We start from the raw sequence: 25411 nt of genomic DNA, 5'->3' as shown, positions 1-25411 counted from the left end.
GCGCCGGTCGTGCATCTCCATGGGAGGCAGCCGTGCCCGAAGTGCTGAACCGTGATGTGCTGAACGGCGGGGCATGGGACCCGTCCCCGGCGGGACACCGGGGCGGGGCCCGCGTCCGTTCCCGGGTCGAGATCCCGCTCCACCTGTCCGACGGCTCCTGGCAGACCGCGCACGTCATCACCTTCGACGGGCTCTCCGACGGCCTGGAGCACATCGCGGTGTCCTACAGCCCCGACCCCGGCGTCCCGCTGGTCCGCGTCCACTCCGAGTGCCTGACCGGCGACGTCCTCGGCTCGGGCCGCTGCGACTGCGGTCCGCAGCTGGACGAGTCGCTGCAGCGGGTGGCGGCGGACGGCGGCATCCTGATCTACCTGCGCCAGGAGAGCCGGGGCGGCACGGACCTCAGCCTCTACGACAAGCTCGACGCGTACAGCGTCCAGGACCGCGGCACCGGCCGCGCCGTAACGGGCCACGGCCTGCGCCTGGCGGACGACGCCCGCGACTACCACGCGGCCGCCCAGATGCTCCGGGCCCTGGGCGTCTCCCGGGTCAGGCTGCTGACCAGCAACCCCGACAAGGTGCGGCAGCTGAGCTGGTACGGCATCGCCGTCGAGGAGCGGCTGGACTTCGCCGGCCAGCGCGGCGCGTGAGCCGCCGCACCCGGCCGGCGTCGCGCGGCCGCACCGGCCGCCTCAGACGGCCGCCCTGTCGCGCGCACCGCTGCGGACGTCCGGCCAGGCCCGCTCCACGGAGTGCTCGGAGCCTGCCGAGCCGCTCTCCGGGAGCTCCGCGAAATACTCCGCCAGGCCGGAACGGCCCGTCACCGCCAGCTTGCGGTAGACGCGGCTCAGGTGCAGCTCGACGGTGCGCTGGGTGACGAAGAGCTTCCCCGCGATCTCGCGGTTGGTGAACTTGGCGACCGCCATGAGCGCGACGCGGCGCTCGGTCGGGGTGAGGGCGTCGATGCCCACCTCGGTCGGCCGCCGCGGCCGGGCCCCGGCCACCAGCAGCTCCTGACGGGCCGTCTGGGCCAGCACGGCGGCCCCGCACTGCTCGGCCAGCGACTGCGCGCGCCGCAGGTGCTCGCGCGCCTCGCCGAGCCGGCTGGACTTGCGCATCAGGATGCCGAGGTCGGTGAGCACCCGCGCCAGATCCAGCCGGGCCGAGGACTCCTCCAGCACCTCGACGGCCTCCCGCAGCGCCTCCTCGCCGCCCAGGCCCTTGGCCAGCAGCCCCGACGCCCGCAGGGCCCGGCCGGTCGCCCGGCGGCCGCCCCACTGGCGGGCGCGGGCGAGCTCCTCCTCGACGAGGACGAGCGCGGTGTCGCGCTCGCCGAGCGCCGCGTGCACGAGCGCCGCCTCGGAACGCCAGGACAGCACCGCGGGGTTGAGCTGGCCGGCGTCGGCCAGCCTGCGGCCGCACTCCAGCAGGTCGGCCAGCCCCGCCTGCGCGTGGCCGCAGGCGACGCGCAGGCGGCCGCGGTGGAAGAGCAGGGCCGCGAACCCGGCGCCCTCGGGCACCTCGCCGTCCAGGGCGAAGTCGCTCAGGGCCCGGTTGGCCTCGCGCAGTTCGCCGGTCTCCAGCAGCGCGGCGACGACCGCCGCCACGGCTTGGCCGGTGCGGCTCCAGTGCCCGGAGGGCGAGGTCCCGGCGGGCTCCAGGGCGCTGCGGGCGTCCTCCAGGCAGCCGGGTATGTCACCGGTGCGGTAGCGCACTTCGGCGCGCATGCTGTGGGCGATGGTCAGCAGGGTGCGCGAACCCTCGGCCCGCGCGCGGTCCAGCAGCGCCTGGCACTCGGACAGGGCCAGGTCGAGCTCGTCGGCGCGGGCGAGCACCTGCAGGGGCACGGTGCGGGTCGCGATGCGCCAGTCGAGGCTGGTGTGCTCCTCCTGCAGGGCCTGCCGGGCCTGGTGGACGGCCCGGTCGCGCTCCTCGCCGCGGCGCGAGGAGCGCAGGGCGGCCAGGCTCAGCCGGGTGTGGCGCTCGCCCGGGGTGGCGCCGGCCTCCAGCGGGAGCAGGTCGCCCACCCCGGCGCAGTCCGCCTCGACGGTCGCGTCGACGGCGTGGTTCAGCTCGCGCAGCAGGCAGCGCTCGGCCCGCAGGACGGCCGCGGAGGGCTCTTCCGCGCTGCGGGCCTCCGCCACGCCTTCCAGGAGGACGCGCTCGGCCTCCTCGGGCCGGCCCAGGAGCTGCAGGGCGTGGGCGATGCACAGCCGGATGTCGGCGCGCCCGGCGGCGTCGGGCTGGAGGGAGAGCGCGCGCCGCAGGTGTCCGACCGCGGCGGCCGGGTCGGCGGCGAGCTCGATCTGGCCGAGGGCGCGCAGCAGCTTGGCCCGGCACAGGCCCTCGCACTCCTCCAGGCCGCGGTGGAGATAGGCCCGGGCCCGGTCCGGTTCGCCGCGCTGGATCACCTCTCCGGCGGCCGTGCACAGCACGGAGCAGGTCCAGTGCAGGCCGAGGGTGCTGCGGACGCGCAGCAGCTGGGTGGCGACGCGCTCGGCGGGGGCGCCCGCATCGTGGAGGAGCTGGGCCGCGCGGGCGTGCAGGGCGTCGCGGCGGCTGGGCGGGATGCGGGCCAGGACCGCGGCGCGCAGGACCGGGCGGGCGAAGCCGACGACCGTGTCCTGCCCGGTGAGGGCGCCGGCGCGGACGAGGGCGTCGACGATGTCGGCCGCGCCCAGGGCGTCCAGCCCGAGCAGCCGGGCGATCATGGCGGTGGTGGCGGAGCCGTCGAGGACCGCGGTGGCCTGGAGCACGGCGGCGGCGCCGGGGTAGGCGCGGTCGTAGCGCGGCAGCAGGGTGTCGGCGACCTCGACCGGGGCGAGCTCCCCGATGCGGCGCGCGGCGTCGGCGTCGGGCCGCAGGCCGTGCAGGCGCATGACGCGGAAGAGGGCTTCGAGGAGGTAGGGGCTGCCGCCGGTGGCGGTGCGGCACGCGGCGACGAAGCGGGGGTCGGGCGCGGCGTCGGCGGCGTCCGGGACGGTGAAGGTGTCGGCGGCGATGCGGGCGGTGTCCTCGGTGGTGAGGTCCCGTAAGAGGACCCGGTGGCGGAAGGAGGAGAGCACCTCCGCCAGCACCGGGTCGCCGGGGGTCTCGCCGAGGGCGACGGTGGCGACGAGGGCGACCGGGGTGTTCTCCAGCCGGGCCATCAGGTAGCCGAGGCAGCGCAGGGACGCGGTGTCGGCCCACTGGAGGTCGTCGATGGCCAGCATCAGCGGGGTGCCCGTGGACAGCAGCCGGGCGAGCGGGTGGACCGCGCCGGAGCCGGGCGCTGCGTGCGGGGCGTACGGCGCGGGGCAGTTCAGGTGGGCCTCCCAGGGCGCGGGGGCCTGGCCCCCGGGGCCCTCCTGCCCCGCGCCCGCGCTGTCCAGGATGCTCCGGGCCCCGGCCATGAGCTGCTGCGCGATGCTGTACTCGACGTCCTGCTCGGAGGCGCGGGCCCGTGCCGAGAGCAGGTGGAGGCCGTGCTCGCCGGCCTGGTCCATGGCCTGGCGCAGGAGTCTGGTGCGCCCCATGCCGGCCGTGCCTTCGATGAGGATGCTCTGGCCCCGGCCGTCACCGGCGGCTTTCAGGATGTCGTGCACGCGCGTGCCCTCCCCGTAAGGCGGCGGGGCCGTCCCGGAGCTGCATGCCACTCCCCCGGGTCCCCCGTGTGACGGCCCGGTCTTTGCTGCCGTGATGCCGTGGGTAGTGATGTGTCTCAGGAGGCCGGACCGTGAAGAGAATGAAGACGTTAACTCGTATGAACAAGTTGACCAATAGTTGGTTCACCGTAGCTTATGGCGACACAAGAAGTGACCCTAACTTGAGAGTTGGGGCATTTCAACCGCATGCCGAAGCCACGGGCGCCGCGCGGTACGCAGCGCCCGTGGCTCGGCAGAGCACGGCTCTCGTGGGGGGTCGGGGGTGGGGCCCCGGCAGGCGCTAGGCGCGCCTGGTGCCCTGTTCCAGCTCGCGGAGCTGGCGGATCATGTCGGCGGCCATCCGCTTCCCCTCCGGGGAGAGTGCCGCGAGGTCGCCGCGCAGGTAGACCGCGCTCACCCCGGCCTCGGCCATGGCCTGGTCCAGCTCGCGGCCGGCCAGCACCTCCTCGTCGATCATCCGGCGGGCCACGTCGTCCTCGGTGAAGTAGGAGACGGGGACGTCGAAGTACGTGGCCAGCGCGCGCAGGTGCCGCAGCGTCGGGTTCGTGCGCTCCCCGCGGTGCAGCTGCCACAGATATACGCTGGAGAAGGTCTCGCCGGACTGGGCGGCTATCTCCGCCGCCAGCTTCTTGTAGGACGGCTTCCCGTTCTCGCTGGGCCCGGCACGCATCTTGAGCAGGTGGTCGAGCTTCTGCGCCACCGTCAGCCGGCGCCGGCCCGGACCGTCCCTCTCTTCACTCATCGTCTGCCAACCCCCCTCTGCACGGCATCAGTTTAGGCACGACGGGCCTGGTCCTGCGCCTCCGGGCCCTGCCGCGCCCCGCCCCGGGCCGCTTCGCCGAGCCGTCGTCTGCGCTCCTGTTCCTTGCGCGCGAGCGCCATCATCTCCTGCGCCGCTTCGGAAGGCTCGAAGTCCTCGTCGTCCTCGTCGTCGTGGACCATCCCCTGCTCGCGCAGCTGCCGGTCGTGCACCTTGACGGGCGGCTGGGGGTCGTGGTCGGAGGGGCGCGGCCCCTCGGGGCCGTCCGGCCCGACGCGCACCAGGCGCTCGATGCGCACCACGCGGAAGCGCCGGCCGGCCGCCTCCGCCTCCGGGCCGCACTCGGCGTCGAGCCGGTCCGCCGCCCGCGCGTACTCCTCGCGCTCCTTCTCGTCCAGCCGCAGCAGCACCGGGGCCATGACCCGCAGGTCCATCGCCAGGGCGTCGCGCGCCGCCTGGGGCGTGGGGCAGCCGGTGGTCACGGGCTCCCACTGCCCGCCGGACCACTCCGCGATCATGTACGCGGCGGGCAGCAGCACGCCGCCCGGGTGCGTGGCGGCGGCCCGCAGGGAGTCGGCCCGCACGTCGGGGGGCACGGTGCCGGGGCCCTGGACCAGCGACAGCAGTTCGGCCTTGAGGATGCCCTCGGACATGCCCGTGGCCGTGAGGGTGTCGAGGACCATGCCCTCGACGGGGTCGGGCACCTCGTGGGACCTGCCGGGCGCGGCCGGGCCGGGGTCGGAGGGGCGCGGGGGCTCGGGCCCGTCGGGGCCGGTCCGGACGAACTGCTCCGCGCGCACGACCCGGTGGCGGCTGCCGAGCACCGTCATCTCGTCGAGGGGTTCCCAGTCCAGCCGGTCGGCGGCCGCGCAGTACTCCTGCGCCGCGGCGCCGTCGCCGGACTCCTCCGCGTCGCGGGCGGCCCGGCGGAAGAGGGCGGCCATGGTGTCCCGGGAGTCCTGGGGCGCGCGGTCGCCGATGTGGGTCAGCACCTGCCAGCCGCCCTCCTCCCGCTCGCGCACGACGCCGAAGACCGGGCCGCCGCCCCCGAGGATCTCGGGGTACGCCTCGCGTGCCCGCCACGCCTCCTCGTCCGCCAGGGCGGCGACCGGGGCGTCGGGCGCAGCCATCCTGATCTGCCGGTACCCCGGCACTCGCTCGCTGTGATCGGACATGTACTCAGCATGTCGCGCAAGGCCGCTCCCGCGCAGGAAAATGCCTTTCCCGCCGGATGCTTTCCCGGTATGGGCCGTCGGGGTACGGGGCCACGTGCCCTGCCCGCAGCGGGCCGGCGGGGCGTGCCGCTCACCCGTTTCCGCCGCGCAGCAGCCGGGCCGCCACGCCGAGGTCCGAGACCAGGCCCGCGTACGCGTCGGCGCGGGCCCGGTCGTCCGCGCGCAGCACGGCCGAGGGGTGGATGGTCGCCACGAGCGTGCCCTCGCCCGCCCCGTCGCCCTCGCCGTCGAGTGACGGCAGCGGCAGGGGGACGCCGCGCTGCTGCGTCACGCGGAAGGAAGAGCCGAGCAGGGACTTGCCGGCGGTCGCGCCGAGGGCGACGACCACCTCCGGGCCGATCAGCCGCAGTTCGGAGGCGAGCCAGGGGCGGCAGGCGCTGATCTCGTGGAGGTTGGGCGCCTTGTGGATGCGGCGCTTGCCCCGGGCCTGCCGCTCGAACTTGAAGTGCTTGACGGCGTTGGTGACGTACGCCTCCGCCGGGTCGATGCCGGCCTCCGCGAGCGCCCGGGTCAGCACGCCTCCGGCCGGGCCGACGAAGGGCTCCCCCTTGCGGTCCTCCTGGTCGCCCGGCTGCTCGCCGACGAGCACCACCCGGGCGGAGGCCCCGCCGGAACCGAAGACCGTCTGGGTGGCCTCGCGGAACAGCGGGCAGCCCCGGCAGCCGGCCGCGGCGTCCCGCAGGCCCTCCAGGTCGGCTCCGCCGGGTACGAAGGGCCCTGCGTCGTAGTCCTCCGGAGCGGGCATCAGTCGCCGGACGCCTTGCGGAACTCGGTCATGAAGGCCGCGCAGAACGCCTTGAGGTCGGCCGGCTTGCGGCTCGTGATCAGGGTGGCGGGGGCGCAGGTGCAGACCTTGACCTCCTCGTCCACCCAGGTGCCGCCCGCGTTGCGGATGTCGGTGCGCAGGCTCGGCCAGGACGTGAGGGTGCGGCCGCGCAGGACGCCGGCCTCGACCAGGGTCCAGGGGGCGTGGCAGATCGCCGCCACCGGCTTGCCCGCGTCGAAGAAGTCCTTGACGAAGGAGACGGCCCGCTCGTCCGTGCGCAGGAAGTCGGGGTTGGCGACGCCGCCCGGCAGGACGAGCCCGTCGAAGTCCCCGGCCCGCGCCGTGGCCACGTCCTCGTCGACGGCGAAGGTGTCGGCCTTGTCGAGGTGGTGGTAGGCCTGGATGCGGCCGGTCTTCGTCGACACCAGCCGCGGCGCGCCGGCGGCTTCCAGCACGGCCCGCCAGGGCTCCGTCAGCTCGACCTGCTCGACACCCTCCGGTGCCGCCAGGAATGCGATCCGCATGGTCATGGAGCGTCCCTTCCGTCGTTTCGCCGGTCCGGTCCGTCAGTCCGGCAGCTGCGGCAGCACCTTGCTGCGGTAGAAATCGAAGAAGCCCCGCTGGTCGGGCCCGATCTGGTTGACGAAGACGGTGTCGAACCCGGCGTCGGCATAGGCCGTGATCGCGGCCAGGTGCGCGTCCACGTCGTCCCCGCAGGTGACTGCGTCGGCGACGCGCTCCACCGGAACCAGCTCGTTTGCCTGTTCGAAGTGCCGGGGGGTCGGCAGGATCTGGGACAGCTCCCCGGGGAGCTGCTCGTTGGCCCACAGGCGGTGCGCGGTGCGCACGGCCTCCTCGCGGTCGGTGCCCCAGCACACTTTCAGCCCGCCGGACACGGGCTTGGCGCCGCCCCCGCTGCGCCGGAAGCGGTCGACAGCCTCCGCGTCGGGGGCCATCGTGATGAAGCCGTCGCCGATGCGCCCGGCCAGCTCGGTCGCGGTCGGCCCGAACGCCGAGACGTCGATGGGCACGGGTTCGTCGGGCACGGTGTACAGCCGGGCGTTCTCCACGGTGTAGTGCTTGCCGTGGTGGCTGACCTCGCCGCCCTCGAAGAGGAGCCGCATCACCTGGACGGCCTCCTGCAGCATCTCCAGCCGGATCGCCGCCTGCGGCCAGGCGCCGCCGAGGATGTGCTCGTTGAGCGCCTCCCCGCTGCCCACGCCGAGCCGGAAGCCCCCGCCGAGCTGGACGGCGGCCGTGGCCGCCGCCTGGGCCGTGACGGCCGGGTGCAGGCGCATGATCGGGCAGGTGACGGCCGTCCGGACGGGCAGGGAGGTGGCCTGCGAGAGCGCGCCGATGACCGACCAGACGAAGGGGCTCTGGCCCTGCTCCGCGTTCCACGGGTGGAAGTGGTCGGAGATCCACAGGGAGGTGAAGCCGGCCTGCTCGGCCATCCGCGCCTGTTCGACCAGGTCGGCGGGGCCGTGTTCCTCGGTGGACAGGAAGTAGCCGTATTCCGTCATCGGTGGTGTCCTCCTGGAGGGCGGGGCTTCGGACCCCTGGGTAACCACAACGGGCGGCGGGGAAACACCCGGGTCTCAGTCCCGGCGCCGCCGCAGGACCGTCCGGACGGCGGCGGCCGTGCCGAGCAGCGCCGCGGCCGGGAGCAGGAGGGGGTGGCGGGCGAGGGCGGCCTGCGGGGAGCGCGCGTGGGACTCGGCGTCGAAGACGCCGTGCGCGCCGTAGTCGCCCCCGCCGGTGTCGTCCACCGGCTCCCACAGGTTGTGCGGCCGGTCCGCCCGCACCTGCTCGTCGGTCTGCTGCGCGTCGATGCCGGTACGGGCCAGGTAGCGGTCCAGCAGGCCGGGGGCCATCTTGTCGGCGAGGATCGTCGCGACGGTCGAGGCGCCGACGTAGTACTGCTTGCGCCGCGGGTGCCCGGCCGCGTGGAGGACGGCGCGGGCGGCAACCTCGGGCTGGTAGACGGGCGCCACGGGCCGGGGGTGGTTCGGCAGCCGGGACAGGACCCAGGAGAACTGGGGCGTGTTGACCGCCGGCATCTGCACGACGGTCACGTGCACGTGGCTGTGCCGGGCGAGCAGCTCGGTCCGTACGGCCGAGGTGAAGCCGTTGACGGCGTGCTTGGCGCCGCAGTAGGCGGACTGCAGGGGCACGGAGCGGTGGCCGAGCGCCGAGCCGACTTGGACGATGGTGCCCGCGTCGCGCGGCAGCATCCGGCGCAGCGCGGCCCGGGTGCCGTGGACGCAGCCCAGGTAGGTGACGGCCGTGACGCGCTCGTACTCGTCCGGCTCGATGCGGGTGAACGGGGCGAAGACGGAGACGAAGGCCGCGTTGACCCACACGTCGATCGGGCCGAACGCTTCCTCCGCCGCGGCCGCCGCGGCCTCCACCTGGGCGTGGTCGGCCACGTCCGTGGGCAGCACCAGGGGCTTCCCGCCCAGCTCGGCGACCTCGGCCGCGGCGGCCGCCAGCCCGCCGTCGCCCCGGGCCAGCAGCGCCACCCGTGCGCCCCGGCGGGCGAACATGCGGGCCGTCGCGCGGCCGATCCCGGCGCTGGCACCGGTGATGACGACGGTCTGGCTCATGGGGCTCCCTTCCCTGGGGCGGGCGGTCACCGGAGTCACCCGACCCGGTACGGTTCGGCGCGGCCGGCGAGCAGCACCAGGCCGTGCCCGGGCGTGCCCTCCGCCCCGGGGCGGACGCTTCCCCCGCCCGGGTCGAGGGCTCCGGCGAAGAACAGCGACTCGATCCTGGTGTGGTCGTGGAACCACTCCAGGTGGCGCAGGTTGGGCACGGCGGCCGCGGCGTGCGCGTGGACGTGCGGCGCGCAGTGCCCGGAGATCTGCAGGCCGGCGGCCTCGGCGAGCGCGGCGGCCCGCAGCCAGACGGTGATGCCTCCGCAGCGGGTGGCGTCGGCCTGCAGGCAGTCCACGGCACCGGCGGCGAGCATCGCGCCGAAGTAGGGGAGGGTGTAGCCGTACTCGCCGGCGGCCACGTCGGGGGCGACCGCGTCGCGGATCCCGGCGAGGCCGGCCAGGTCGTCGGAGGAGACGGGCTCCTCGAACCACAGGACGCCGTGGGCGTCGAGGTGCCGGGCCGCGCGCACCGCCTGCTTGCGGGTGTAGGCGCCGTTGGCGTCCACGTAGAGCTCGGCGCCGTCGCCGATGCTGCGGCGGGCCCGGGCGACGCGGTGGCGGTCGCGGTCCTCCGCCCCGCCCCGGTCCTCACCGATCTTGATCTTGACGCGGGGGATGCCGAGCTCCTCGGTCCAGCCGCGCAGCTGACGGTCCTGACGGTCGTCGTCGTACGTGGTGAAGCCGCCGCTGCCGTAGACGGGCACCTCGGCGCGGCTCGCCCCGAGCAGCCGCACCAGGGACAGGCCGAGCAGCCGGGCCTTGAGGTCCCACAGCGCGATGTCGACGGCCGAGAGGGCACCGGCGACCAGGCCGGGCCGGCCGGTGTTGCGCACCGCGCGGCTCATCGCCTCGTTGGCCGCCGGCACGTCGAAGGCGCAGCGGCCGGTGACGGCGTCCGCGAGCTGACCGGTGATCACGTCCGCAGCGGCGGGGGCCCCGTAGGTCCAGCCGAGGCCGGTGGTGTCGCCGGACCGGACGGTCGCCAGGACCAGGGTGGTCGCGTCCCAGGCGAGCGTGCCGTCGGCCTCGGGGGCGTCCGTGGGGACGGTGTAGACGGCGGTCGCGATGTCCTCGACGACCGGGTCGCCCGTGCCCGGGCGGGTCACCGGCGGGCTCCCGCGGGCGAACGGAGGCCGCCGCGCGCCCCGGCGGCCAGCCGCCCGGCGGCGCGGTCGACGAGCGCCATGATGGTCAGGGCGGGGTTGGCGCCGCCCTGGGTGGGGAGCACGCTGCCGTCGGTGACGAGCAGGTTGGGCACGGCGAACGTGCGCAGGTCGGCGTCGACGACACCGCTCTCGGGGCCCGCGGCCATCCGGCAGCCGCCGACGAGGTGCGCGTACCGGTTGATCGTGATCACCTCGGTGGCGCCGGCCGCGCGCAGGACGTCCTCCATGACCGTCCGCGCCGCCCGGATGAGCATGCGGTCGTTGTCGCACTGGCTGTAGGAGAAGTGGGCGACGGGCAGCCCGTAGCGGTCCTTCTCCTGCGAGAGCGTCACGCGGTTGTCCGGCAGGGGCAGCAGTTCGCACAGCGCGCCCAGGGTCGCCCAGTGGACGTAGTCGCGCATGTACGTGCGCAGGTCCTCGCCCCAGTGCCCCTGGGCGGCCACGTGCTCCGCCCAGACGATGGGCAGCGGGGAGACGGTCTGCAGGGAGAAGCCGCGCTTGTAGGGCTTGGCGGGGTCGGTCTCGTAGAAGTCCTCGGAGGACACCTCGGGGGGCGGCGCCTTGTAGGCGCGCACCTCCTCGGCGAAGCGGCCGGAGGTCTGCGGCGCGCCCTGCACCATCACGTACCGGCCGACCAGGTCGAAGTCGTTGCACAGCCCGTCGGGAAAGCGGCGGCACGCGGAGTTCAGCAGCAGCCGGGGCGTCTCGATGGAGTAGCCGGCGACGGCGACCGCCCGGGCGCGCTGCAGCCGTTCCCTGCCCTTGTGCACGTACCGCACGCCCGTGGCCAGGCGGCCCTGCGCGTCCAGCTCGATGCCGGTCACCATGGACTGGGCGCGGATCTCCGCGCCGTGGGCCAGCGCGTCCGGCACGTGCGTGATCAGCGTGGAGGCCTTGGCGTTGACCTTGCAGCCCTGCAGGCAGAAGCCGCGGTAGACGCAGTGCGGGCGGTTGCCGAAACGGCCGTTGGCGATGGCGACCGGGCCCACCCGCGCCTCGATGCCCAGGGCGGCGGCCCCGCGCAGGAAGACCTCGCCGTTGCCGCCGACCGGGTGCGGCGCGTGCGGGTAGGCGTGCGGGTCGCCCCACGGCCAGTACTGGCCGGCGACGGGCAGCTCCTGCTCGATCCGCTCGTACGGGCCGCGCAGCTCCTCGTAGCCCAGCGGCCAGTCCGCGCCGACGCCGTCGTCGGTGAACGCCGAGAAGTCCGAGGGGTGGAAGCGCGGGGCGTAGCCGGCGAAGTGCGTGGTCGAGCCCCCCACGCCGCGGCCGGAGTTGTTGGCGCCCAGCGGCACCGGGTCGTCCCCGGAGACGACGCGCGGCTCCGTCCAGTACAGGTGGTGCGACCCGGCCTCGTCGCTGACCCAGTCGGTGTCGGGGTTCCAGAACGGACCGGCCTCCAGGCAGACCACCGACCAGCCGTGACGGGCCATGCGCTGGGTGAGGGTGGCGCCGCCGGCGCCGCAGCCGATGACGACGAGGTCCACCTCGTCGTCGTCGCCGAAGCGGCGCATGCCGTCGATCAGGGCGGGGTCGAAGCGGGTGTCCCCGCGGGGGAGGAGCCAGGCGGAGGCGTTGCGGGCACGGAGGCGGCCCGTGGGGGCCGTGGTCAGGCGCAGCGTGTCGAGTGCGGCCCGGGCCACGGCGGCGGGGCCGCGACGGGGTCCCGTTGCGGATTCGGGTGCGCCCACCCTCCCCCAGCTACCGCTGGGGGGACCCCCAGCCCCAGCGGAACGATGGCCCACGACCTGAGCGGAATTCGTCACCGGGTCCACCGGGTGCCGGTCCGGGGCTTCCCACCGCTCGCGCAAGCCCAGCCCGAGCCGTGCGTACCCCCGCGGGTACGCCGGCCCCCCGAAGCCGATCTCGTTCCAGGCCCAGGGGTGGGAGTAGAAGGCGGTGGCGGTGTAGCGCGTCCACAGGCCCCACACGTGGCCGGCGGGCATCCCGTGCCAGCGTGCGGAGCCGGTGTCGCGCACGGCCTGGACGAGCGCGGCCTGCCGTTCGCGGGTCAGGCCGGCGAAGGGGGCGCCGTACCGGGCGCGGGCGTCGTCGTCGAGGGCCGCGAGCGAGCACCGCCAGGCCTCGTCGTCCTCGGGCATGTCGGCGAACCGCCAGCCGTCGGTCTCCAGTTCGGCGAGCCGTGCGTCGATCATCTGCAGCACGGGCACCCTGGGGTCGTCCCACTGTGCCAGGAGGTGGTCGAAGAGCGGCCCGGCGACGGCCTCCTCGGCGAGGGTGAAGAACCGCAGGTCCGGCTGGACGGCCGTGCGGGAGAGGACGACGCCGGAGGTCGCGGCGTCCCACGTGCCGGCCTGGGCGAGGACGTCGTGCCCCGCGAACCCGGTGTCGTGCCGCCCGGGCGTCGTCACCGTCACCGCTCCCTGCGCAGCAGGGCGGCGAGCAGGCCCATGCCGCCGACCATCGTGACCAGCAGCGGCGCGAACAGGGGCGGGCCCAGCTCGACGTTGTACCGGGCCATCGACCAGCCGCCGGGCTTCTGGGCGATGCCGCGCACGTGCAGGTAGGTGCCCTGCAGGCCGTTGGCGGCGATGGCCGCCGAGGCCAGCGGCAGGGCGGTCTTGGCCATCCGCTCGCTGGCGAACCCGGCGACGCCCGCGGCCGCGCCGACGGGCCCGAGCAGGACCGGCCACCACATGACGCGGTTGCCGAAGCTCGCGCGGTCGTGCTCCAGGTAGATCTCGGCCGCCGTGACGAGGGAGCCCGCCGCCGTCAGCAGGGACAGGGTGCGTTCGAACCTGCCGTGGCGGACGTTGCGCACCATGCGGTCCAGGACGTACGGCGCCGGGCGCGCCGGCCGGGCCCGCGCCTTCCGCGGCAGCGGGCTCATCCGCCGTCACCCTCCCCGTGCCCGCGGCGCTTGTGGCCGCCGGGCAGCATCTCCTGGATCTTCGCCTTGAACCCCTGGCGGACCACGGCGGCGCGGTCGCTGTCGCCCTTGAGGACGGCCGCGGCGGCGGCCTCGATCTGGTCGAGGGTCGCGTGGGGCGGGATCGGCGGTACGGCCGGGTCGGTGCGGAAGTCGATGACGAAGGGCCGGTCGGCGGCGAGGGCGCGCTCCCAGGCGGGGACGACCCCGTCCGGTTCCTCCACGCGGACGCCGTCGAGCCCGATCGAGCGGGCGAAGTCCGCGTAGGGCACGTCGGGGATGGCCTGCGAGGGCAGGAACTGCGGGGCGCCCTCCATGGCGCGCATCTCCCACGTGACCTGGTTGAGGTCCTGGTTGTTGAGGACGGCCACGACGAGGCGCGGGTCCTGCCACTCCTTGTAGTACTTGGCGGCGGTGATCAGCTCGGCCATCCCGTTCATCTGCATGGCCCCGTCGCCCACCAGGGCGATGGCCGGCCGGCCGGGGTGGGCGAACTTGGCGCCGATGGCGTAGGGGACGCCGGGTCCCATGGTGGCGAGCGTGCCGGACAGCGAGCCGCGCATCGTGCCGCGGATGCGCAGGTGGCGCGCGTACCAGTTCGCCGCGGAGCCCGAGTCGGCGGTCAGCACCGCGTTGTCGGGCAGCAGCGGGTCGAGGGCGTGGAAGACGTACTCCGGGTTGACGGGGTCGGCGGAGACGGCGGCGCGCCGCTCCATGACCTCCCACCAGCGGGCGGTGTTCTTCTCGATGCCGTTCCGCCAGGCGCCGTGCTCCTTGGGCTTGAGCCGGGGCAGCAGCCGTGTCAGGGTCTCCCGCGCGTCGCCCACGAGGTTGATCTCGAAGGGGTAGCGCAGCCCCACCATGAAGGGGTCGACGTCGATCTGGACCGCCCGCGCCTGCCCGAACTCCGGCAGGAACTGGGTGTAGGGGAAGCTCGACCCGATGACGACCAGCGTGTCGCAGTCGCGCATCAGCTCGTACGAGGGGCGGGTGCCCAGCAGCCCGATGGCGCCGGTCACGTAGGGCAGGTCGTCTGGGAGCACGTCCTTGCCGAGCAGGGCCTTGGCGACCCCGGCGCCGAGCACGTCGGCGAGCTGCTCGACCTCCGCCCGCGCGGCGCGGGCTCCCTGGCCGACGAGGACGGCCACCTTCCGGCCGTCGTTGATCAGCTCCGCCGCGCGGGTGATCTCCGTGTCCGCGGGGACCGGCGCGTACGGCGCCACGCCCAGGCTGGAGGGCACCATCTTGAACGCGTGCTGCGGCGGCGAGTAGTCGAGCTCCTGCACGTCGGCGGGGATGATGAGCGCCGTGACCGTCCGCCGGGTGTACGCGGTGCGCATCGCCCGGTCGAGGACGTTGGGCAGCTGCTCGGGGACGGTCACCATCTCGCAGAAGTCGGAGGCGACGTCCTTGAACAGGCTGAGCAGGTCCACCTCCTGCTGGTAGGAGCCGCCCATCGCGCTGCGGTTGGTCTGGCCCACGATCGCCACGACCGGCACGTGGTCGAGCTTGGCGTCGTAGAGGCCGTTGAGCAGGTGGATGGCGCCCGGCCCGGAGGTCGCGGCGCACACCCCCACCTTGCCGGAGAACTTGGCGTAGCCCACGGCCTCGAAGGCGGACATCTCCTCGTGCCGCGACTGGATGAACCGCGGGTCGTCGCCCGCCCGGCCCCATGCGGCCAGCAGGCCGTTGATGCCGTCCCCCGCGTAGGCGAACACCCGGTCGACGTCCCATTCCCGCAGACGCTGCAGGAGGTGGTCGGACACCTTCGTGGACATGGGACTCCCTTCGCCCGGGGTGCGCGGTCGTCGCGGGACGGGTACGGGTCCCGCCACAGTGCTACGGGTGACCGGTCACGGGCGGGGGAAACACGGGGAGGAGCGAATCCCTCGTACGGATGTGTGGGGTCATTCCTTCGGTCTGTAGCGGCGCAGCACCCAGCCGGGCAGCCCGAACCAGCACAGCACCAGCCACACCACGACCGCCGCCACCAGCCAGGGGACCGCGCTGTTGTGCAGGGCGATCCGCAGGATCAGCGTCATCGCCGAGGTGACCGTGCACAACAGCAGCACGATTCCCGTCATCGTCAGCCGGGCGGCCCAGATGACCGTCTGCGGCTTGATGCGGCGGCCGCTGACGATGCGGTGGAGGGAGACCGGGCCGACCAGGGCGCCGGTGGTGGCGGCGCCGAGCAGCACCGTGATCACGTAGATCGTCCGGTCGGTGCCGCCGAGGTCGGCGAACCGCGGGGTGAAGACCACCGTGAGCAGGAAACCGAAGAGGATCTGCACGCCCGTCTGGGTGACCCGCACCTCCTGCAGGAGTTCGGCCCAGCGCCGGTCCGCGCGCTCCTCGGGCGTCTCGTGGCGCCCTCCGGGACCGGGCGAGGCCCCGGAGGGCCCGGACCGGCCGGGGCCTTGATCCTGCGGTCCGCTCGCTGCTGCCATGCCGTCCTCCGCGTCGCCCCCGGCCCGGTGTACCCCTGCGCGCGCCGGGCATGCGCCCGTCGCCATACCTCGCGGGGGTGCGGGTACACGCGGTGCGACACGCCCCCGGCGACGTCCCGCGGATCGCGGGGCCCACGGGCCGATACTGGGGCATTCCCGCGGAAAGCGGAGGTGAGCGGATGCTGAACGGCATCGTCCGGGCCGCGGCGGAGATCCTTGCGTGGTGGGCCGGCCTCACGGCGGTGTGGACCCTCCTCATCAGCCGGGCCGACACGCTGGAGATCGCCGTCGGGGCGGCCGCGGCCCTGGTGTCGGCATTGGCCGCCCGCGGCGCCCGCCGGGCCGCGGACCGGTGAACTGGTGGCTGGCGGCCGCCTGCGCACTCGTCGCCGGCGGCCTGGGCCCCTGCCTGTGGGGGTCGGCGCGCGGCACGGCCGGGCAGCGCGTGGTCGCCCAGAACCTGGCGACGCTCCTGCTGTGCCTCGTCTTTCTCCTGCTGGCCCAGGGGTACGGGCGGCCCTCCTACGTGGACCTCGCCCTGGTCGTGGCCGTGCTGGGGCCCGCCGGAACCCTGGTCTTCACCCGGCTGCTCGGCGACGAGATCGGCGAGCGGCCGCCCGGCCTGCGCCTGCTCACCCCCGCCGTCCTGGTCGCCACCCCGGCGACCGTCGTCCCCCTGTGCGTCGCGACCGGCCCCGGCCGCGCCCTGGGCAAGCTGGTGCTCATCGGCCTGCTGCTGATCGCCGGAGGGGTCGTCACCTCGGTGGCGGTGCGCCATGGCTGACGCGCTCGTCGCCGTCGTGCTGCTGCTGGTCGCGGCCGCGGCCACCGTCGCGGTGCTGCAGCGCGACCCGGCCCGGCAGGCCGTCGTGCTCTCCCTGCTCGGTCTCGCGCTCGCCGCGCTGTTCACCGTCCTGCAGGCCCCCGACGTCGGTCTCGCACAGCTCGCCGTGGGCTCGGCCGTCACCCCCCTGATGATCCTGCTGACGGTCCGCAAGATCCGGCGCGACGGGCGGCGCGAGTGACGCGCCGCCTGCGGCTGTGGGTGCTGACCGCCGGCCTGCTCGCCACGGCCGCGCTGTACGCAGCCGCCTGCACGGGCCTGCCCGGCTTCGGCGGCTCCCGGCACCCCTACGGCGAGCGGGCGGTGCGCACCGCACTGCAGCAGCACACCGCGAACACCGTCTCCTCCGTCAACTTCGACCAGCGCGCCCTCGACACGCTCGGCGAGGAGACCGTCCTGTTCGCCTGTGTCCTCGGCACCGTCGTCCTGCTGCGGCAGACCCGCGGCGAGAAGCGCGTCCCGCCCGAGCCCGCCGGCGTGCCGGCCGCGCTGCGCCGCTACGGCCTCCTCGTGCTGCCCGTCACCCTGCTCATCGGCCTCTACGTCATCGCGCACGGGCAGCTCAGCCCCGGGGGCGGCTTCCAGGGCGGCGTGGTCGTCGCCACGTCCCTGCACCTGCTGTACATCGCCGTCGACTACAAGGCGCTGGAGCGCGTCCGGCCGCTGGGGCTGTTCGAGCTGGCCGACGGCACCGGGGAGGCCGCCTACGTCCTGCTCGGCGCGGCCGGGCTGATCGCCGGCTCGGCCTACCTCGCCAACACCCTGCCGCTGGGCACCTTCAACACCCTCTCCTCGGGCGGCACGGTGCCGCTGCTGAACGCCGCGGTCGGGGTGGAGGTCACCTCGGCCGTCGTGGTGCTGCTGGCGCACTTCCTCAGCCAGGCGCTGGAGATCGAGGGCGAGAGCGAGGGCGAGGACGGCGACGCGAAGGACGGAGGACGCACAGCATGAGCCTGCTGCCCTACCTGACCGCCGGCTGGATCTTCCTCGTCGGCGTCCACGGCATCGCCACCAGCCGCAATCTGGTCCACGCCGTCGGGTGCCTGGCCGTCACCCAGTCCTCCACCTACGTACTGCTGCTGGCCGTCGGCTACCGCAAGGGCGCCACCGCGCCCGTCTTCTCCGACCTGCCGGCCGACGCGCCCGTCGTCGACCCGGTCGTCCAGGCCCTCGCCCTCACCGACGTCGTCGTGGGGGCGACCGTGACCGCCCTGCTGCTCGCCCTCGTCGTCCAGACCGCCAAGCGGCACGGCACCGTCGACCCGGACGAGCTGTCCGAGCTGAAGGGCTGAGCCGCGGTGGACCGGCTGCTCCCGCTGATCGTCGTGGTGCCGCTGCTGGGAGCGGCCGTGCTGGTGGCGGCGGGGCGTCACGTGCCCCGGATGGTGGCGGAGGCGGTGGCGGGCCTGGCCGCCGCGGCCTCCGCCGGGCTCGCCGTCGCCGCGCTCGCCGGCCCCCCGGGGGTCTCCTGGGTCGGCGCCTGGCGGCCGCAGGACGGCCACAGCGTCGGGATCGTGCTCGTCGGCGACCGCATCGGGCTGGGCCTGGCCGCACTCACCTCGCTGCTCGTCGTCTCCGTGCTCGCCTACTCCTGGCGCTACTTCGACGAGCCGCCGCACGGCCACGGCGGCGCCTTCCCCGCCCTGGTGCTGCTCTTCCAGGGCGGCATGTGCGGCTTCGCGCTGACCGGGGACCTCTTCGACGCGTTCGTCTTCTTCGAGCTGATGGGCGTCGTCGGGTACGCCCTGACCGGCTACCGCGTGGAGGAGGCCCGGCCCGTGCAGGGGGCGCTGGTCTTCGGCTTCGTCAACTCCCTCGGCGGGTACGCGACCCTGCTCGGCATCGGCCTGCTGTACGCGCGCACGGGCGAGCTGGGCATGGCGCAGGTCGGCCGGGAGCTGGACGAGGCGGCCGGCGCGGCCGGGCACGGCGCGGACGCCCTGGTCGTCGCCGCGTTCGTGCTGGTGCTGACGGGACTTCTGGTCAAGGCCGCGGCCGTGCCGTTCCACTTCTGGCTGCCGGACGCGCACGCCGTGGCGCCGACGCCGGTGTGCATGCTGCTGTCCGGCGTCATGGTGGAGATGGGCGGCTACGGCGCCGCGCGCGTCTGGACGACCGTCTTCGCCGGGCCCGGCGGCGTCCCGGCGGCCGGAGCCCGGCGCACCCTCCTGGTCCTGGGGGTGGCGAGCGCGCTCGTCGGTGCGCTGATGTGCTGGCAGCAGCGGCACGTCAAGCGGCTGCTGGCCTTCTCCACGGTGGCGCACACCGGGCTGTTCCTCGTCGGCATCGCCCTGCTGACCCCGCACGGGGTCGCCGGCACCGCGCTCTACGTCCTCGGGCACGCCGGGGCGAAGGCCGCGCTGTTCGCGTGCACCGGCATCCTGCTCGACCGCCACGGCAGCGTCGACGAGTGCGAGCTGCACGGCAAGGCCCGCGACACCCCCTTCACCGGCCTGCTCTTCGCCGCCGGCGGGCTCGCGCTGGCCGGGCTGCCGCCGTTCGGCACGAGCCTGGGCAAGGCGCTCGTGGAGGAGCAGTCCCCCTGGCTGCCCGCCCTGTTCGTGCTCGTCTCGGCGGTGACCGGCGGGGCGGTGCTGCGGGTGGCCGCGCGTGTCTTCCTCGGGGCGGGGCAGGCGGGACGTGAGGACGACGAGGGGCCGGAGACCGCCGGCGGGGAGGAGGAGCCCGAGACCGGCCGCCGCGTGCGCCGCCCTCCCGTGCCCATGGTGACGGTGGCGGCGCTGCTGCTGGCCGGGTCGCTCGCCGTCGGCACGGTGCCCACGCTCACCGGCGCCGTCACCGCCGCGGCGGAGGCCTTCACGGACCACGCCGGCTACGCGGCGGCGGTGCTCGACGGCGGCCCCGCCGGGCGGCCGGAGGGCCCGTACGACTGGTGGACGTGGACCGGTGCGGGTCTGGGCCTGCTGTCGGCCGCGCTCGCCGTCGCCCTCGCCGCCCGGTCCGTGGGCCTGTCCTCGCGGGCCGTGCCCTGGAGCGCGCCGCTGCGGCGGCTGCACTCCGGGCACGTCGGCGACTACGTGGCCTGGACGGTGGCCGGCATCGGGCTGGTCTCGCTGCTGGCCCTGTGGTGACCCCGGCGTCCCGCCCAGGCCGACCGGTTGCAGGTGTCCGGGGCCACGGGCAGGGTGGGAAATCTATACACACCACAACAAGGATGGACATCATGCCCCGAGGTTCGAGCCCCAAGCGTGAGCGGCAGTACGAGCACATCAAGGAGAGCGCCGAGCAGCGCGGGGAGGGCACCAAGCGCGCCAAGGAGATCGCCGCGCGCACCGTCAACAAGGAGCGGGCCCGGTCCGGGGAGTCGAAGACGGCGAGCAAGTCCTCGATCCAGGACATGTCCTCCTCGAAGCGGGGCGGGCAGCGCTCCCACAGCGGCGCCGAGGGACCCACCTACGACCAGCTGTACGCCGAGGCCCAGCGCCGCAACATCCACGGCCGGTCGAACATGAACAAGGCCGAGCTCAAGCGGAAGCTGGGGCGCTGATCCCCGTAGGGCGCCGCCCTACGGGGTCTTGTACAGCGGCCCGGGCCCCGGGGAGCCGCCGGGCGCCTGGATGATGGGCACCGGCTTGTTGTGCGGCCAGCCGTCGGAGGCGTCGTCGAAGCTGAGGTCCCCGCTCGCGGCGGGGACCACGGCGGCGTCGTGGAGGTTGGTGAGCTGGTTGTAGACGTCCTGCACGCTCGGTGCCTCCCGGCCGGTCTGGCCGGTGACCATGCGCAGCGCCCACACGGCCGTCAGCACGGAGTCGTGGTGCATGACGGCGTAGCCGTCGGTGAGCTCCTTGTCGGGGAACTTCAGGTCGCGGAAGCTCTGGTGGAAGGACTTGAAGCCGCTCGGCGCCTCGATCCCCTTGATCCACTGCTCCGTGCTGGTCGCCGACGCCTGCATGATGGTGATCTTGCTGTCCTTCAGCAGCCCCATCACGTCGTTCGCCTGCTGCACGGCCCCCTGCGAGCCCGCGAGGATCGTGATGGGCTTGTCGTGCCCGCACTGGCTGCGCGAGGACAGCGACCGCACGAGGTCGGAGAGGTCGCGGCCGCGCCCCGCGTAGAAGACCAGCTCGGACTTGGTCAGGCAGATGTTGTTGAAGGCGTTGAAGAAGAGGCTGGGCACGCCGTCGGTGCGGGGGCCCGTGGTGCCCACGAAGGAGACGCGGCGCTTGTCGATGTAGTCGGCGAAGACCTCGTCGTACGCCTTGCGCATGGTCCGTACGTAGTTGTCGTCCCGGCTGTCGAAGACCAGGTAGCCGCGGCGCTGTTCGGCGGGCAGCCGGTCCAGGCGCTGGCGCAGCGCCTTGGCGTAGTCGGTGTTGGACGGGGAGACCTTGAACAGGCGCTCCGAGTTGACGTTCGTCGCGGTCAGCACGGCGCCGATCGCCGGGATCTTCCGCTTGGCGAGCTCGTCGGCCGCGCTCTGCGTCTCGGGCACGCTGACGCCCATGCCGGCGACGGCCACCAGCGGGTGGGCCCCGCCGGTCATGTCCGCCAGCCGTTCGACGGCGAGCCGCCAGTGGAGCTGGTTCCTGCCCTCGCTGGCGAGGACCAGCTGGATCTGCGGGGTCCGCCCGTGGACGCCGGTGGCGTTCACCGCGGACAGGGACGGGCAGGCGTTGGCCCGGCACTGCGCGGTGTAGGCGCCTTCGAGACTGCTCTTGATCTCCTCGATGGGCAGCACGCTGCTGTCGCTCGCGGTCATCGGGGTCAGCAGGCCGACCTTGACGTAGGGGACGGGGGTCCTGCCGGCGCCGGGCTTCTCCCACTGGTCGCGCACGCGCCGGTTCTCCGCGGCTATCTTCTCGGTGACCTCCTTGAGCTCGGGGGCGAAGGCGTAGGCCGTCTCGTCGACGACGCCGACGCACTCGCGGTCCCTGCCGGAGCCGGCCCACACCAGGCCCGGCTGGTCGCCGGCGCAGCGGTCCTCCCCCTCGTCCGTGCCCAGCAGCCAGAAGGCGCCGCCGGCCAGGAGGGCGAGGACGAGGACCAGCGCGGCCATCCCCGGCCACCCCTTCCACCAGGGAGGCAGCGCGTCGAGTCGTCCAGGGGTCACGGGCATGATGCGGGCTCCTTGCGGACGGCGGTGGTCGCGCGCTGCCGGGGCGCGCTCAGATGTACTTCGCGGCCTCGTGCCTGAGCCCCACCCTGCGGGGGTCGGAGTGCATGGCCAGGCTCTGGAACATCGAGCCGATGGTGTCGTTGAGTTCGGGGCGCGCGGCGGGCAGCCGGTTGCGCGCGTCGCCCGCCAGCCACAGGGCGGCCACCAGCATGGTCAGGGCCCGGCGCTCGGCGAAGGAGCGCGGGGCCAGCTCCTCGGCGACCCGGTCCACCCGCAGCGTGGCCGTCCGCTCGGGCAGGACCGGCGTGCGCAGCGGCGCGGCCGTGACCGCGTACAGCTCGTAGAGCCAGGCGTCGGTGTCGGGCAGTTCCGTCAGGCTGCGGGCGAGGTGGTCGACGACGTCGTCGAGCTGGCCGAGGGCGAGCGCGTGGTAGCGCACGTCCAGCGGGTGGCCGTAGAGCATGTGCCAGACCTGCAGCTGCTCGTGGGTCTCGTCCCAGCGGGAGCGGCTGCGGGCCAGCTCCTGCAGGAGCAGCAGGCGCAGCCACGGGTGCAGGACCGGCCTGCCGGACAGCGGGCGCGGGTGGGAGTTCTCCAGGTAGCCGGAGCCCCGGCCGCCGCGTGCGCCGGCGTCCTGGGGGACGGGGTCGACGAGCCACAGCCGGGTGCCCGTCTCGCGGGCGAGGCTGTTGCGCGTGCGCAGGGTGAAGGACTCGAGCAGGTCGGCGTCCCAGGCGGCGTCGAACTCGCGGGCGGCGGAGCACACCACGAGCGCGGCGCGCTGCTCCTCGTTCATGCCGTCCAGGAGGTCGCGCAGGATGACGCGGTCGAGCGGCTCGGCCTCGGACCGGTCGTCGGCGGCGGGGACGGGGGTGGCGAGGATCCCGCGCAGCAGGGCCTCGCCGTCCCCGCGGCCGGGTATGCGCGCCGCCGCCTCCAGCAGCCGTCCGGCGCTCCATGCGTGACCGCGCGTCAGCCGGTGGGCCAGCGGCGGGGCCTCGGGCAGGCGGTCGGCGATCCCGGCCCCGAGCTGGGAGACCTCGGCCGCGGTCAGGTCACGCAGCTGGACGCAGTACCAGTGCCAGGAGGCGTCGGGCGGCGGGTCGGGGACGGAGCGCTCCCAGTCGGCGTAGGAGGCCTGCTCGGGCGAGCGGATCCACACCCCGGCCGGTCCGCGGGCGAAGGGGCCGGGGATGCGTCCGGTGTCGGAGGCGGTGGCGACGGCCAGCAGGGGGTCGGGCGCGCCGCTCTCGTCGCGCAGCCGCACGAGCAGGTCGAGGAAGTCCCGGCCGCCTTCGGCGTCGACGTTGTCCAGCAGGACCGCGCAGTTGCGGTCGCGGCGGCGGCGTGCGTACTCGCCGCGCAGGTCGGCGAGGAACGCCTCGCACAGCCGCCGGTCCACGGCGGCCCGGTCGACGTCGGTCCCGCTCTTGCTCAGCTGGTTGAGGGCGACGAGCTCGTCCACCGGGGTGTGCGGGCCCGCGTACCAGGAGAAGCCGGTGCGCCGGGCGATGCTGAGCGGGAGCCGCGGCGGGCGGCGGATCAGCCCGGCCAGCAGTCCGATGCCGGGGATCTGCAGGAGGTTGAGGTCCTGCAGGAGGCCTGCGACGTCGGCGGCCCGGTCGGCCGCGCCGGTGCTCTCGCGGGCTTCGTGCAGGGCGCGGCGCAGCTGGTGTCCGGCCCGGCGGGAGTCGTTGGCGTCCAGCGAGAGCCCGGGGTCGACGACGAGCAGGCCGAGGGTGAGGCGGGGGAAGAGCAGGGCGGGCTGGCGGGCGAAGCGGTGCGAGAGCCCGTAGGCGAGGCGGCCCGCGACCTCGTGCGGCCGGCGCGGCCCGGCGGAGGCGAAGTCGTAGAAGGCGTGGGGCCGGTGGGAGCCGAGGTAGCCGAGCCAGGCCAGCGCCGCGGTGCGCCCGCTGCCGCGGGTGCCGACGAGCACCAGCACGGGCAGCCCGCGCCCGCCCCGCCCCGCACGGCCGTCCTGGACCATGGTGCGGCATTCCTGGTAGAGCGCCTCGATGCCCTCGATCCCCAAGGGCCGTCTCACAGGCTCCGGCACGTCATCAGCCCCCCTCGAGCCGGCGCGTGTCACCGCCGACCGTGCTGAAAATGCTGCCACGCGGGTGCGGTTCGCGGGAGCGTTCGGCCGCAACTGATAGAGCGGCGGCCGGCGGAGGGGACCGGCGGCCGGCGCCCCCGGGCGGGGGCGCCGGACCGTCAGCTCCGTGCGCTGGTCTTCACCGTGTCCTCGACCGCGGCCGCGGGGGCCTCGGCGGCGGCCCGGCGCCGGCGGGCGAGCGGGTAGCCCAGGCCCAGCAGGACGAACCAGACGGCGATGACGTAGAGGGCCACGCGGGTGTCGGAGTCCCAGGCGACCAGGACCGTCACGAAGGCGAAGGCCGCGAGCGCGATCCAGTTCGTGTACGGGGCGCCGGGCATGCGGTAGGAGGAGGCGACGGCCCGGCCCTCCGCCACGGCCCGGCGGTAGCGCAGGTGCGTCACGAGGATGATGCTCCACACCGTGATGGCGCCGCCGGTGGAGACCGCCGTGATGTAGGCGAACGCGTGCTCGGGGTCGATGGCGTTGACGAGCACGCCCAGGGCCATGACCAGCGCCGAGATGACGACCGCGGTGGCGGGCACGCCGCGCTTGCTGAGCCGGCCGAGGGCCGCGGGTCCGTGACCGTTGAGGCCCGCGGTGCGCAGCATGCGCGCCGTGGCGTACAGCCCGCCGGCGTTGCACGAGGACAGCGCCGAGGTGAGGACGACGAAGTTGACGATGCCGGCCGCCGCCGGGATGCCGATCTTGGTGAAGGCGGCGACGAACGGGCTCGTCCCGGGCTGGAACTCCTGCCAGCTCACGACCGACAGGATGACGAAGAGCGCGCCGAGGTAGAACAGGCCGAAGCGCAGCGGAAGGCTGTTGATGGCGCGCGGGATGTTCTTCTCCGGGTCCTTGGTCTCGCCCGCGGTCACGCCGACCAGCTCGACGCCGAGGTAGGCGAAGAGGACGATCTGCAGGGTCATCAGGGAGTTCCACACGCCGTGCGGGGCCACTCCGCCGTCGGCCCACAGGTGGCTGACCGACGCGGTGTCACCGGCGTCTCCGAAGCCGATGATGAGCACGCCCAGGCCGATGAGGATCATGCCGATGATGGCCGTGACCTTGATGATCGCGAACCAGAACTCCAGTTCGCCGAAGATCTTCACCGAGATCAGGTTGGCGCAGGCGAGCACCACGAGGGAGATCAGCGCCGTCTTCCACTGGGCGAAGCCGGGCGCCCAGTAGTTGACGTACTGCCCGGCCGCGGTGATCTCGGCCATGCCGGTGGTCACCCACATGATCCAGTACGTCCAGGCGGTGGCGTACCCCCAGAACGGGCCGAGGAAGCGGTGGGCGTAGTCGGCGAAGCTGCCGGAGACCGGGTTGTGGGTGAGCAGCTCGCCCAGGGCCCGCATGACGAAGAAGAGCACGACGCCGGCGGCGGCGTACCAGATGATGAGGCTCGGGCCGGCCTGCGATATCGCGGTGCCGGCGCCGAGGAAGAGGCCGGTGCCGATGGTGCCGCCGATGGCGATCATCTGCATCTGCCGGGAGCCCAGGGTGCGTTTGTACCCCTCGGTGCCGGCGCCCGGGTCCCCCGTGGTTCGCGAGCTCACAGTTCTGAGGTCCTCTCTTGCCGCGACGTGTCCGCGGCGCGGTGGCCGCCGGACCGTCCTGTCGGTGAACGATCTGTCAGTACAAGATCCCTCAGGAGCGCCGTGGAGACCAGCATGTCCACCGGCTTGTTCTAGAAGCAGCCCTCGCGTTTGCGGTCCTCCATGGCGGCTTCGGAGAGTCTGTCGTCGGCTCTGGTGGCGCCGCGTTCGGTGAGGCGGGAGGCGGTGATCTCGGTGATGACCTCCTCGATGGTGGCGGCGTGGGAGT

The 25411-nt window shown here is 74.3% G+C and carries 23 protein-coding genes and 1 pseudogene; 8 read left to right on the top strand and 16 right to left on the bottom strand.

Annotated features, from left to right (window positions below; all coding sequences use genetic code 11):
• Positions 1 to 32 precede the first annotated feature (32 nt).
• On the top strand, positions 33 to 650 hold the full coding sequence (ribA, locus tag ACFPP6_RS18705) for a GTP cyclohydrolase II RibA (RefSeq protein WP_382043376.1): 618 nt from the start codon (positions 33 to 35) through the stop codon (positions 648 to 650).
• Between the two features lie 42 nt (positions 651 to 692).
• On the opposite strand, the gene ACFPP6_RS18700 is transcribed toward ribA, so the two are convergent.
• The 12 genes from ACFPP6_RS18700 to ACFPP6_RS18645 all read right to left on the bottom strand — a co-directional run bounded on the left by ACFPP6_RS18700 (position 693) and on the right by ACFPP6_RS18645 (position 15565).
• Positions 693 to 3584 (bottom strand): helix-turn-helix transcriptional regulator, encoded by a 2892-nt coding sequence (locus ACFPP6_RS18700; protein WP_382043373.1) that lies wholly within the window; start codon positions 3582 to 3584, stop codon positions 693 to 695.
• Positions 3585 to 3924: 340 nt separating this feature from the next.
• Positions 3925 to 4386, bottom strand: coding sequence for a hypothetical protein (locus tag ACFPP6_RS18695; RefSeq protein WP_058043244.1), 462 nt, complete (start codon positions 4384 to 4386; stop codon positions 3925 to 3927).
• 32 nt (positions 4387 to 4418) lie between these two features.
• A complete protein-coding gene (locus tag ACFPP6_RS18690) occupies positions 4419 to 5579 on the bottom strand; it encodes a DUF5954 family protein (protein WP_382043370.1) in 1161 nt (386 codons plus the stop codon).
• A 130-nt stretch (positions 5580 to 5709) separates the two neighbouring features.
• Positions 5710 to 6384: a UdgX family uracil-DNA binding protein gene (locus ACFPP6_RS18685; protein ID WP_382043367.1), complete on the bottom strand. Its 675-nt coding sequence runs from the start codon at positions 6382 to 6384 to the stop codon at positions 5710 to 5712.
• Positions 6384 to 6929 carry a type 1 glutamine amidotransferase domain-containing protein gene (locus tag ACFPP6_RS18680; RefSeq protein WP_382043994.1) on the bottom strand — a complete coding sequence of 182 codons (546 nt, stop codon included), beginning with the start codon at positions 6927 to 6929 and terminating at the stop codon, positions 6384 to 6386. Before ACFPP6_RS18680 ends, ACFPP6_RS18685 begins: the two co-directional genes overlap by 1 nt.
• 42 nt (positions 6930 to 6971) lie before the next feature.
• A complete protein-coding gene (locus tag ACFPP6_RS18675) occupies positions 6972 to 7928 on the bottom strand; it encodes a TIGR03557 family F420-dependent LLM class oxidoreductase (RefSeq protein WP_382043364.1) in 957 nt (318 codons plus the stop codon).
• 75 nt (positions 7929 to 8003) lie between these two features.
• Complete coding sequence (locus ACFPP6_RS18670) at positions 8004 to 9011, bottom strand: SDR family oxidoreductase (protein WP_382043362.1); 1008 nt, start codon at positions 9009 to 9011, stop codon at positions 8004 to 8006.
• Between the two features lie 35 nt (positions 9012 to 9046).
• Positions 9047 to 10168: an enolase C-terminal domain-like protein gene (locus ACFPP6_RS18665; RefSeq protein ID WP_382043359.1), complete on the bottom strand. Its 1122-nt coding sequence runs from the start codon at positions 10166 to 10168 to the stop codon at positions 9047 to 9049.
• On the bottom strand, positions 10165 to 12600 hold the full coding sequence (locus ACFPP6_RS18660; protein WP_382043356.1) for a GMC family oxidoreductase: 2436 nt from the start codon (positions 12598 to 12600) through the stop codon (positions 10165 to 10167). The genes ACFPP6_RS18665 and ACFPP6_RS18660 overlap by 4 nt, the downstream gene beginning before the upstream one ends.
• 2 nt (positions 12601 to 12602) lie before the next feature.
• Positions 12603 to 13079: a hypothetical protein gene (locus tag ACFPP6_RS18655; protein WP_382043353.1), complete on the bottom strand. Its 477-nt coding sequence runs from the start codon at positions 13077 to 13079 to the stop codon at positions 12603 to 12605.
• Complete coding sequence (locus ACFPP6_RS18650) at positions 13076 to 14896, bottom strand: thiamine pyrophosphate-requiring protein (protein WP_382043350.1); 1821 nt, start codon at positions 14894 to 14896, stop codon at positions 13076 to 13078. Before ACFPP6_RS18650 ends, ACFPP6_RS18655 begins: the two co-directional genes overlap by 4 nt.
• 129 nt (positions 14897 to 15025) lie before the next feature.
• A complete protein-coding gene (locus ACFPP6_RS18645) occupies positions 15026 to 15565 on the bottom strand; it encodes a DUF6328 family protein (RefSeq protein ID WP_382043347.1) in 540 nt (179 codons plus the stop codon).
• 179 nt (positions 15566 to 15744) lie between these two features.
• Here ACFPP6_RS18645 and ACFPP6_RS18640 point away from each other — a divergent pair, with 179 nt between their 5' ends.
• The 7 genes from ACFPP6_RS18640 (at position 15745) to ACFPP6_RS18610 (ending at position 19917) form a co-directional block, all read left to right on the top strand.
• A complete protein-coding gene (locus tag ACFPP6_RS18640) occupies positions 15745 to 15921 on the top strand; it encodes a hypothetical protein (RefSeq protein ID WP_382043345.1) in 177 nt (58 codons plus the stop codon).
• Entirely contained in the window at positions 15918 to 16349 is a 432-nt protein-coding gene (locus ACFPP6_RS18635; RefSeq protein ID WP_382043343.1) for an MrpF/PhaF family protein, read from the top strand. The genes ACFPP6_RS18640 and ACFPP6_RS18635 overlap by 4 nt, the downstream gene beginning before the upstream one ends.
• Positions 16342 to 16590 (top strand): Na(+)/H(+) antiporter subunit B, encoded by a 249-nt coding sequence (locus tag ACFPP6_RS18630; protein ID WP_382043340.1) that lies wholly within the window; start codon positions 16342 to 16344, stop codon positions 16588 to 16590. Before ACFPP6_RS18635 ends, ACFPP6_RS18630 begins: the two co-directional genes overlap by 8 nt.
• A complete protein-coding gene (locus ACFPP6_RS18625) occupies positions 16587 to 17360 on the top strand; it encodes an MnhB domain-containing protein (protein WP_382043337.1) in 774 nt (257 codons plus the stop codon). The genes ACFPP6_RS18630 and ACFPP6_RS18625 overlap by 4 nt, the downstream gene beginning before the upstream one ends.
• On the top strand, positions 17357 to 17701 hold the full coding sequence (locus ACFPP6_RS18620) for a sodium:proton antiporter (protein ID WP_382043334.1): 345 nt from the start codon (positions 17357 to 17359) through the stop codon (positions 17699 to 17701). The genes ACFPP6_RS18625 and ACFPP6_RS18620 overlap by 4 nt, the downstream gene beginning before the upstream one ends.
• A 6-nt stretch (positions 17702 to 17707) precedes the next feature.
• Positions 17708 to 19501 carry a complex I subunit 5 family protein gene (locus ACFPP6_RS18615; protein ID WP_382043333.1) on the top strand — a complete coding sequence of 598 codons (1794 nt, stop codon included), beginning with the start codon at positions 17708 to 17710 and terminating at the stop codon, positions 19499 to 19501.
• Positions 19502 to 19593: 92 nt separating this feature from the next.
• Positions 19594 to 19917, top strand: coding sequence for a plasmid stabilization protein (locus ACFPP6_RS18610; RefSeq protein WP_382043331.1), 324 nt, complete (start codon positions 19594 to 19596; stop codon positions 19915 to 19917).
• A gap of 18 nt (positions 19918 to 19935) precedes the next feature.
• On the opposite strand, the gene ACFPP6_RS18605 is transcribed toward ACFPP6_RS18610, so the two are convergent.
• The 4 genes and pseudogenes from ACFPP6_RS18605 to ACFPP6_RS18590 form a co-directional block, all read right to left on the bottom strand.
• Positions 19936 to 21486 (bottom strand): ABC transporter substrate-binding protein, encoded by a 1551-nt coding sequence (locus ACFPP6_RS18605; protein WP_382043329.1) that lies wholly within the window; start codon positions 21484 to 21486, stop codon positions 19936 to 19938.
• 49 nt (positions 21487 to 21535) lie between these two features.
• Entirely contained in the window at positions 21536 to 23530 is a 1995-nt protein-coding gene (locus ACFPP6_RS18600) for a hypothetical protein (RefSeq protein WP_382043326.1), read from the bottom strand.
• 170 nt (positions 23531 to 23700) lie between these two features.
• Entirely contained in the window at positions 23701 to 25071 is a 1371-nt protein-coding gene (locus ACFPP6_RS18595; protein WP_417801681.1) for an amino acid permease, read from the bottom strand.
• Between the two features lie 203 nt (positions 25072 to 25274).
• Positions 25275 to 25411, bottom strand: a pseudogene (locus ACFPP6_RS18590) (sulfate adenylyltransferase subunit CysD); the annotation flags it as partial.

Source organism: Streptomyces aureoversilis (assembly GCF_042657885.1).
In the GTDB taxonomy this organism is placed as follows: Bacteria; Actinomycetota; Actinomycetes; order Streptomycetales; family Streptomycetaceae; genus Streptomyces; species Streptomyces aureoversilis.
The sequence above is the reverse complement of the archived record's forward strand: the minus strand, read 5'-3'. Positions and strand labels throughout refer to the sequence as shown.

Coding starts and splice junctions, on each gene's coding strand:
- ACFPP6_RS18695 (WP_058043244.1), bottom strand. CDS start 4,386: ATGAGTGAAGAGAGGGACGGTCCGGGCCGGCGCCGGCTGACGGTGGCG.
- ACFPP6_RS18690 (WP_382043370.1), bottom strand. CDS start 5,579: ATGTCCGATCACAGCGAGCGAGTGCCGGGGTACCGGCAGATCAGGATG.
- ACFPP6_RS18685 (WP_382043367.1), bottom strand. CDS start 6,384: ATGCCCGCTCCGGAGGACTACGACGCAGGGCCCTTCGTACCCGGCGGA.
- ACFPP6_RS18680 (WP_382043994.1), bottom strand. CDS start 6,929: ATGCGGATCGCATTCCTGGCGGCACCGGAGGGTGTCGAGCAGGTCGAG.
- ACFPP6_RS18675 (WP_382043364.1), bottom strand. CDS start 7,928: ATGACGGAATACGGCTACTTCCTGTCCACCGAGGAACACGGCCCCGCC.
- ACFPP6_RS18670 (WP_382043362.1), bottom strand. CDS start 9,011: ATGAGCCAGACCGTCGTCATCACCGGTGCCAGCGCCGGGATCGGCCGC.
- ACFPP6_RS18655 (WP_382043353.1), bottom strand. CDS start 13,079: ATGAGCCCGCTGCCGCGGAAGGCGCGGGCCCGGCCGGCGCGCCCGGCG.
- ACFPP6_RS18650 (WP_382043350.1), bottom strand. CDS start 14,896: ATGTCCACGAAGGTGTCCGACCACCTCCTGCAGCGTCTGCGGGAATGG.
- ACFPP6_RS18645 (WP_382043347.1), bottom strand. CDS start 15,565: ATGGCAGCAGCGAGCGGACCGCAGGATCAAGGCCCCGGCCGGTCCGGG.
- ACFPP6_RS18640 (WP_382043345.1), top strand. CDS start 15,745: ATGCTGAACGGCATCGTCCGGGCCGCGGCGGAGATCCTTGCGTGGTGG.
- ACFPP6_RS18630 (WP_382043340.1), top strand. CDS start 16,342: ATGGCTGACGCGCTCGTCGCCGTCGTGCTGCTGCTGGTCGCGGCCGCG.
- ACFPP6_RS18620 (WP_382043334.1), top strand. CDS start 17,357: ATGAGCCTGCTGCCCTACCTGACCGCCGGCTGGATCTTCCTCGTCGGC.
- ACFPP6_RS18610 (WP_382043331.1), top strand. CDS start 19,594: ATGCCCCGAGGTTCGAGCCCCAAGCGTGAGCGGCAGTACGAGCACATC.
- ACFPP6_RS18605 (WP_382043329.1), bottom strand. CDS start 21,486: ATGCCCGTGACCCCTGGACGACTCGACGCGCTGCCTCCCTGGTGGAAG.
- ACFPP6_RS18595 (WP_417801681.1), bottom strand. CDS start 25,071: ATGCAGATGATCGCCATCGGCGGCACCATCGGCACCGGCCTCTTCCTC.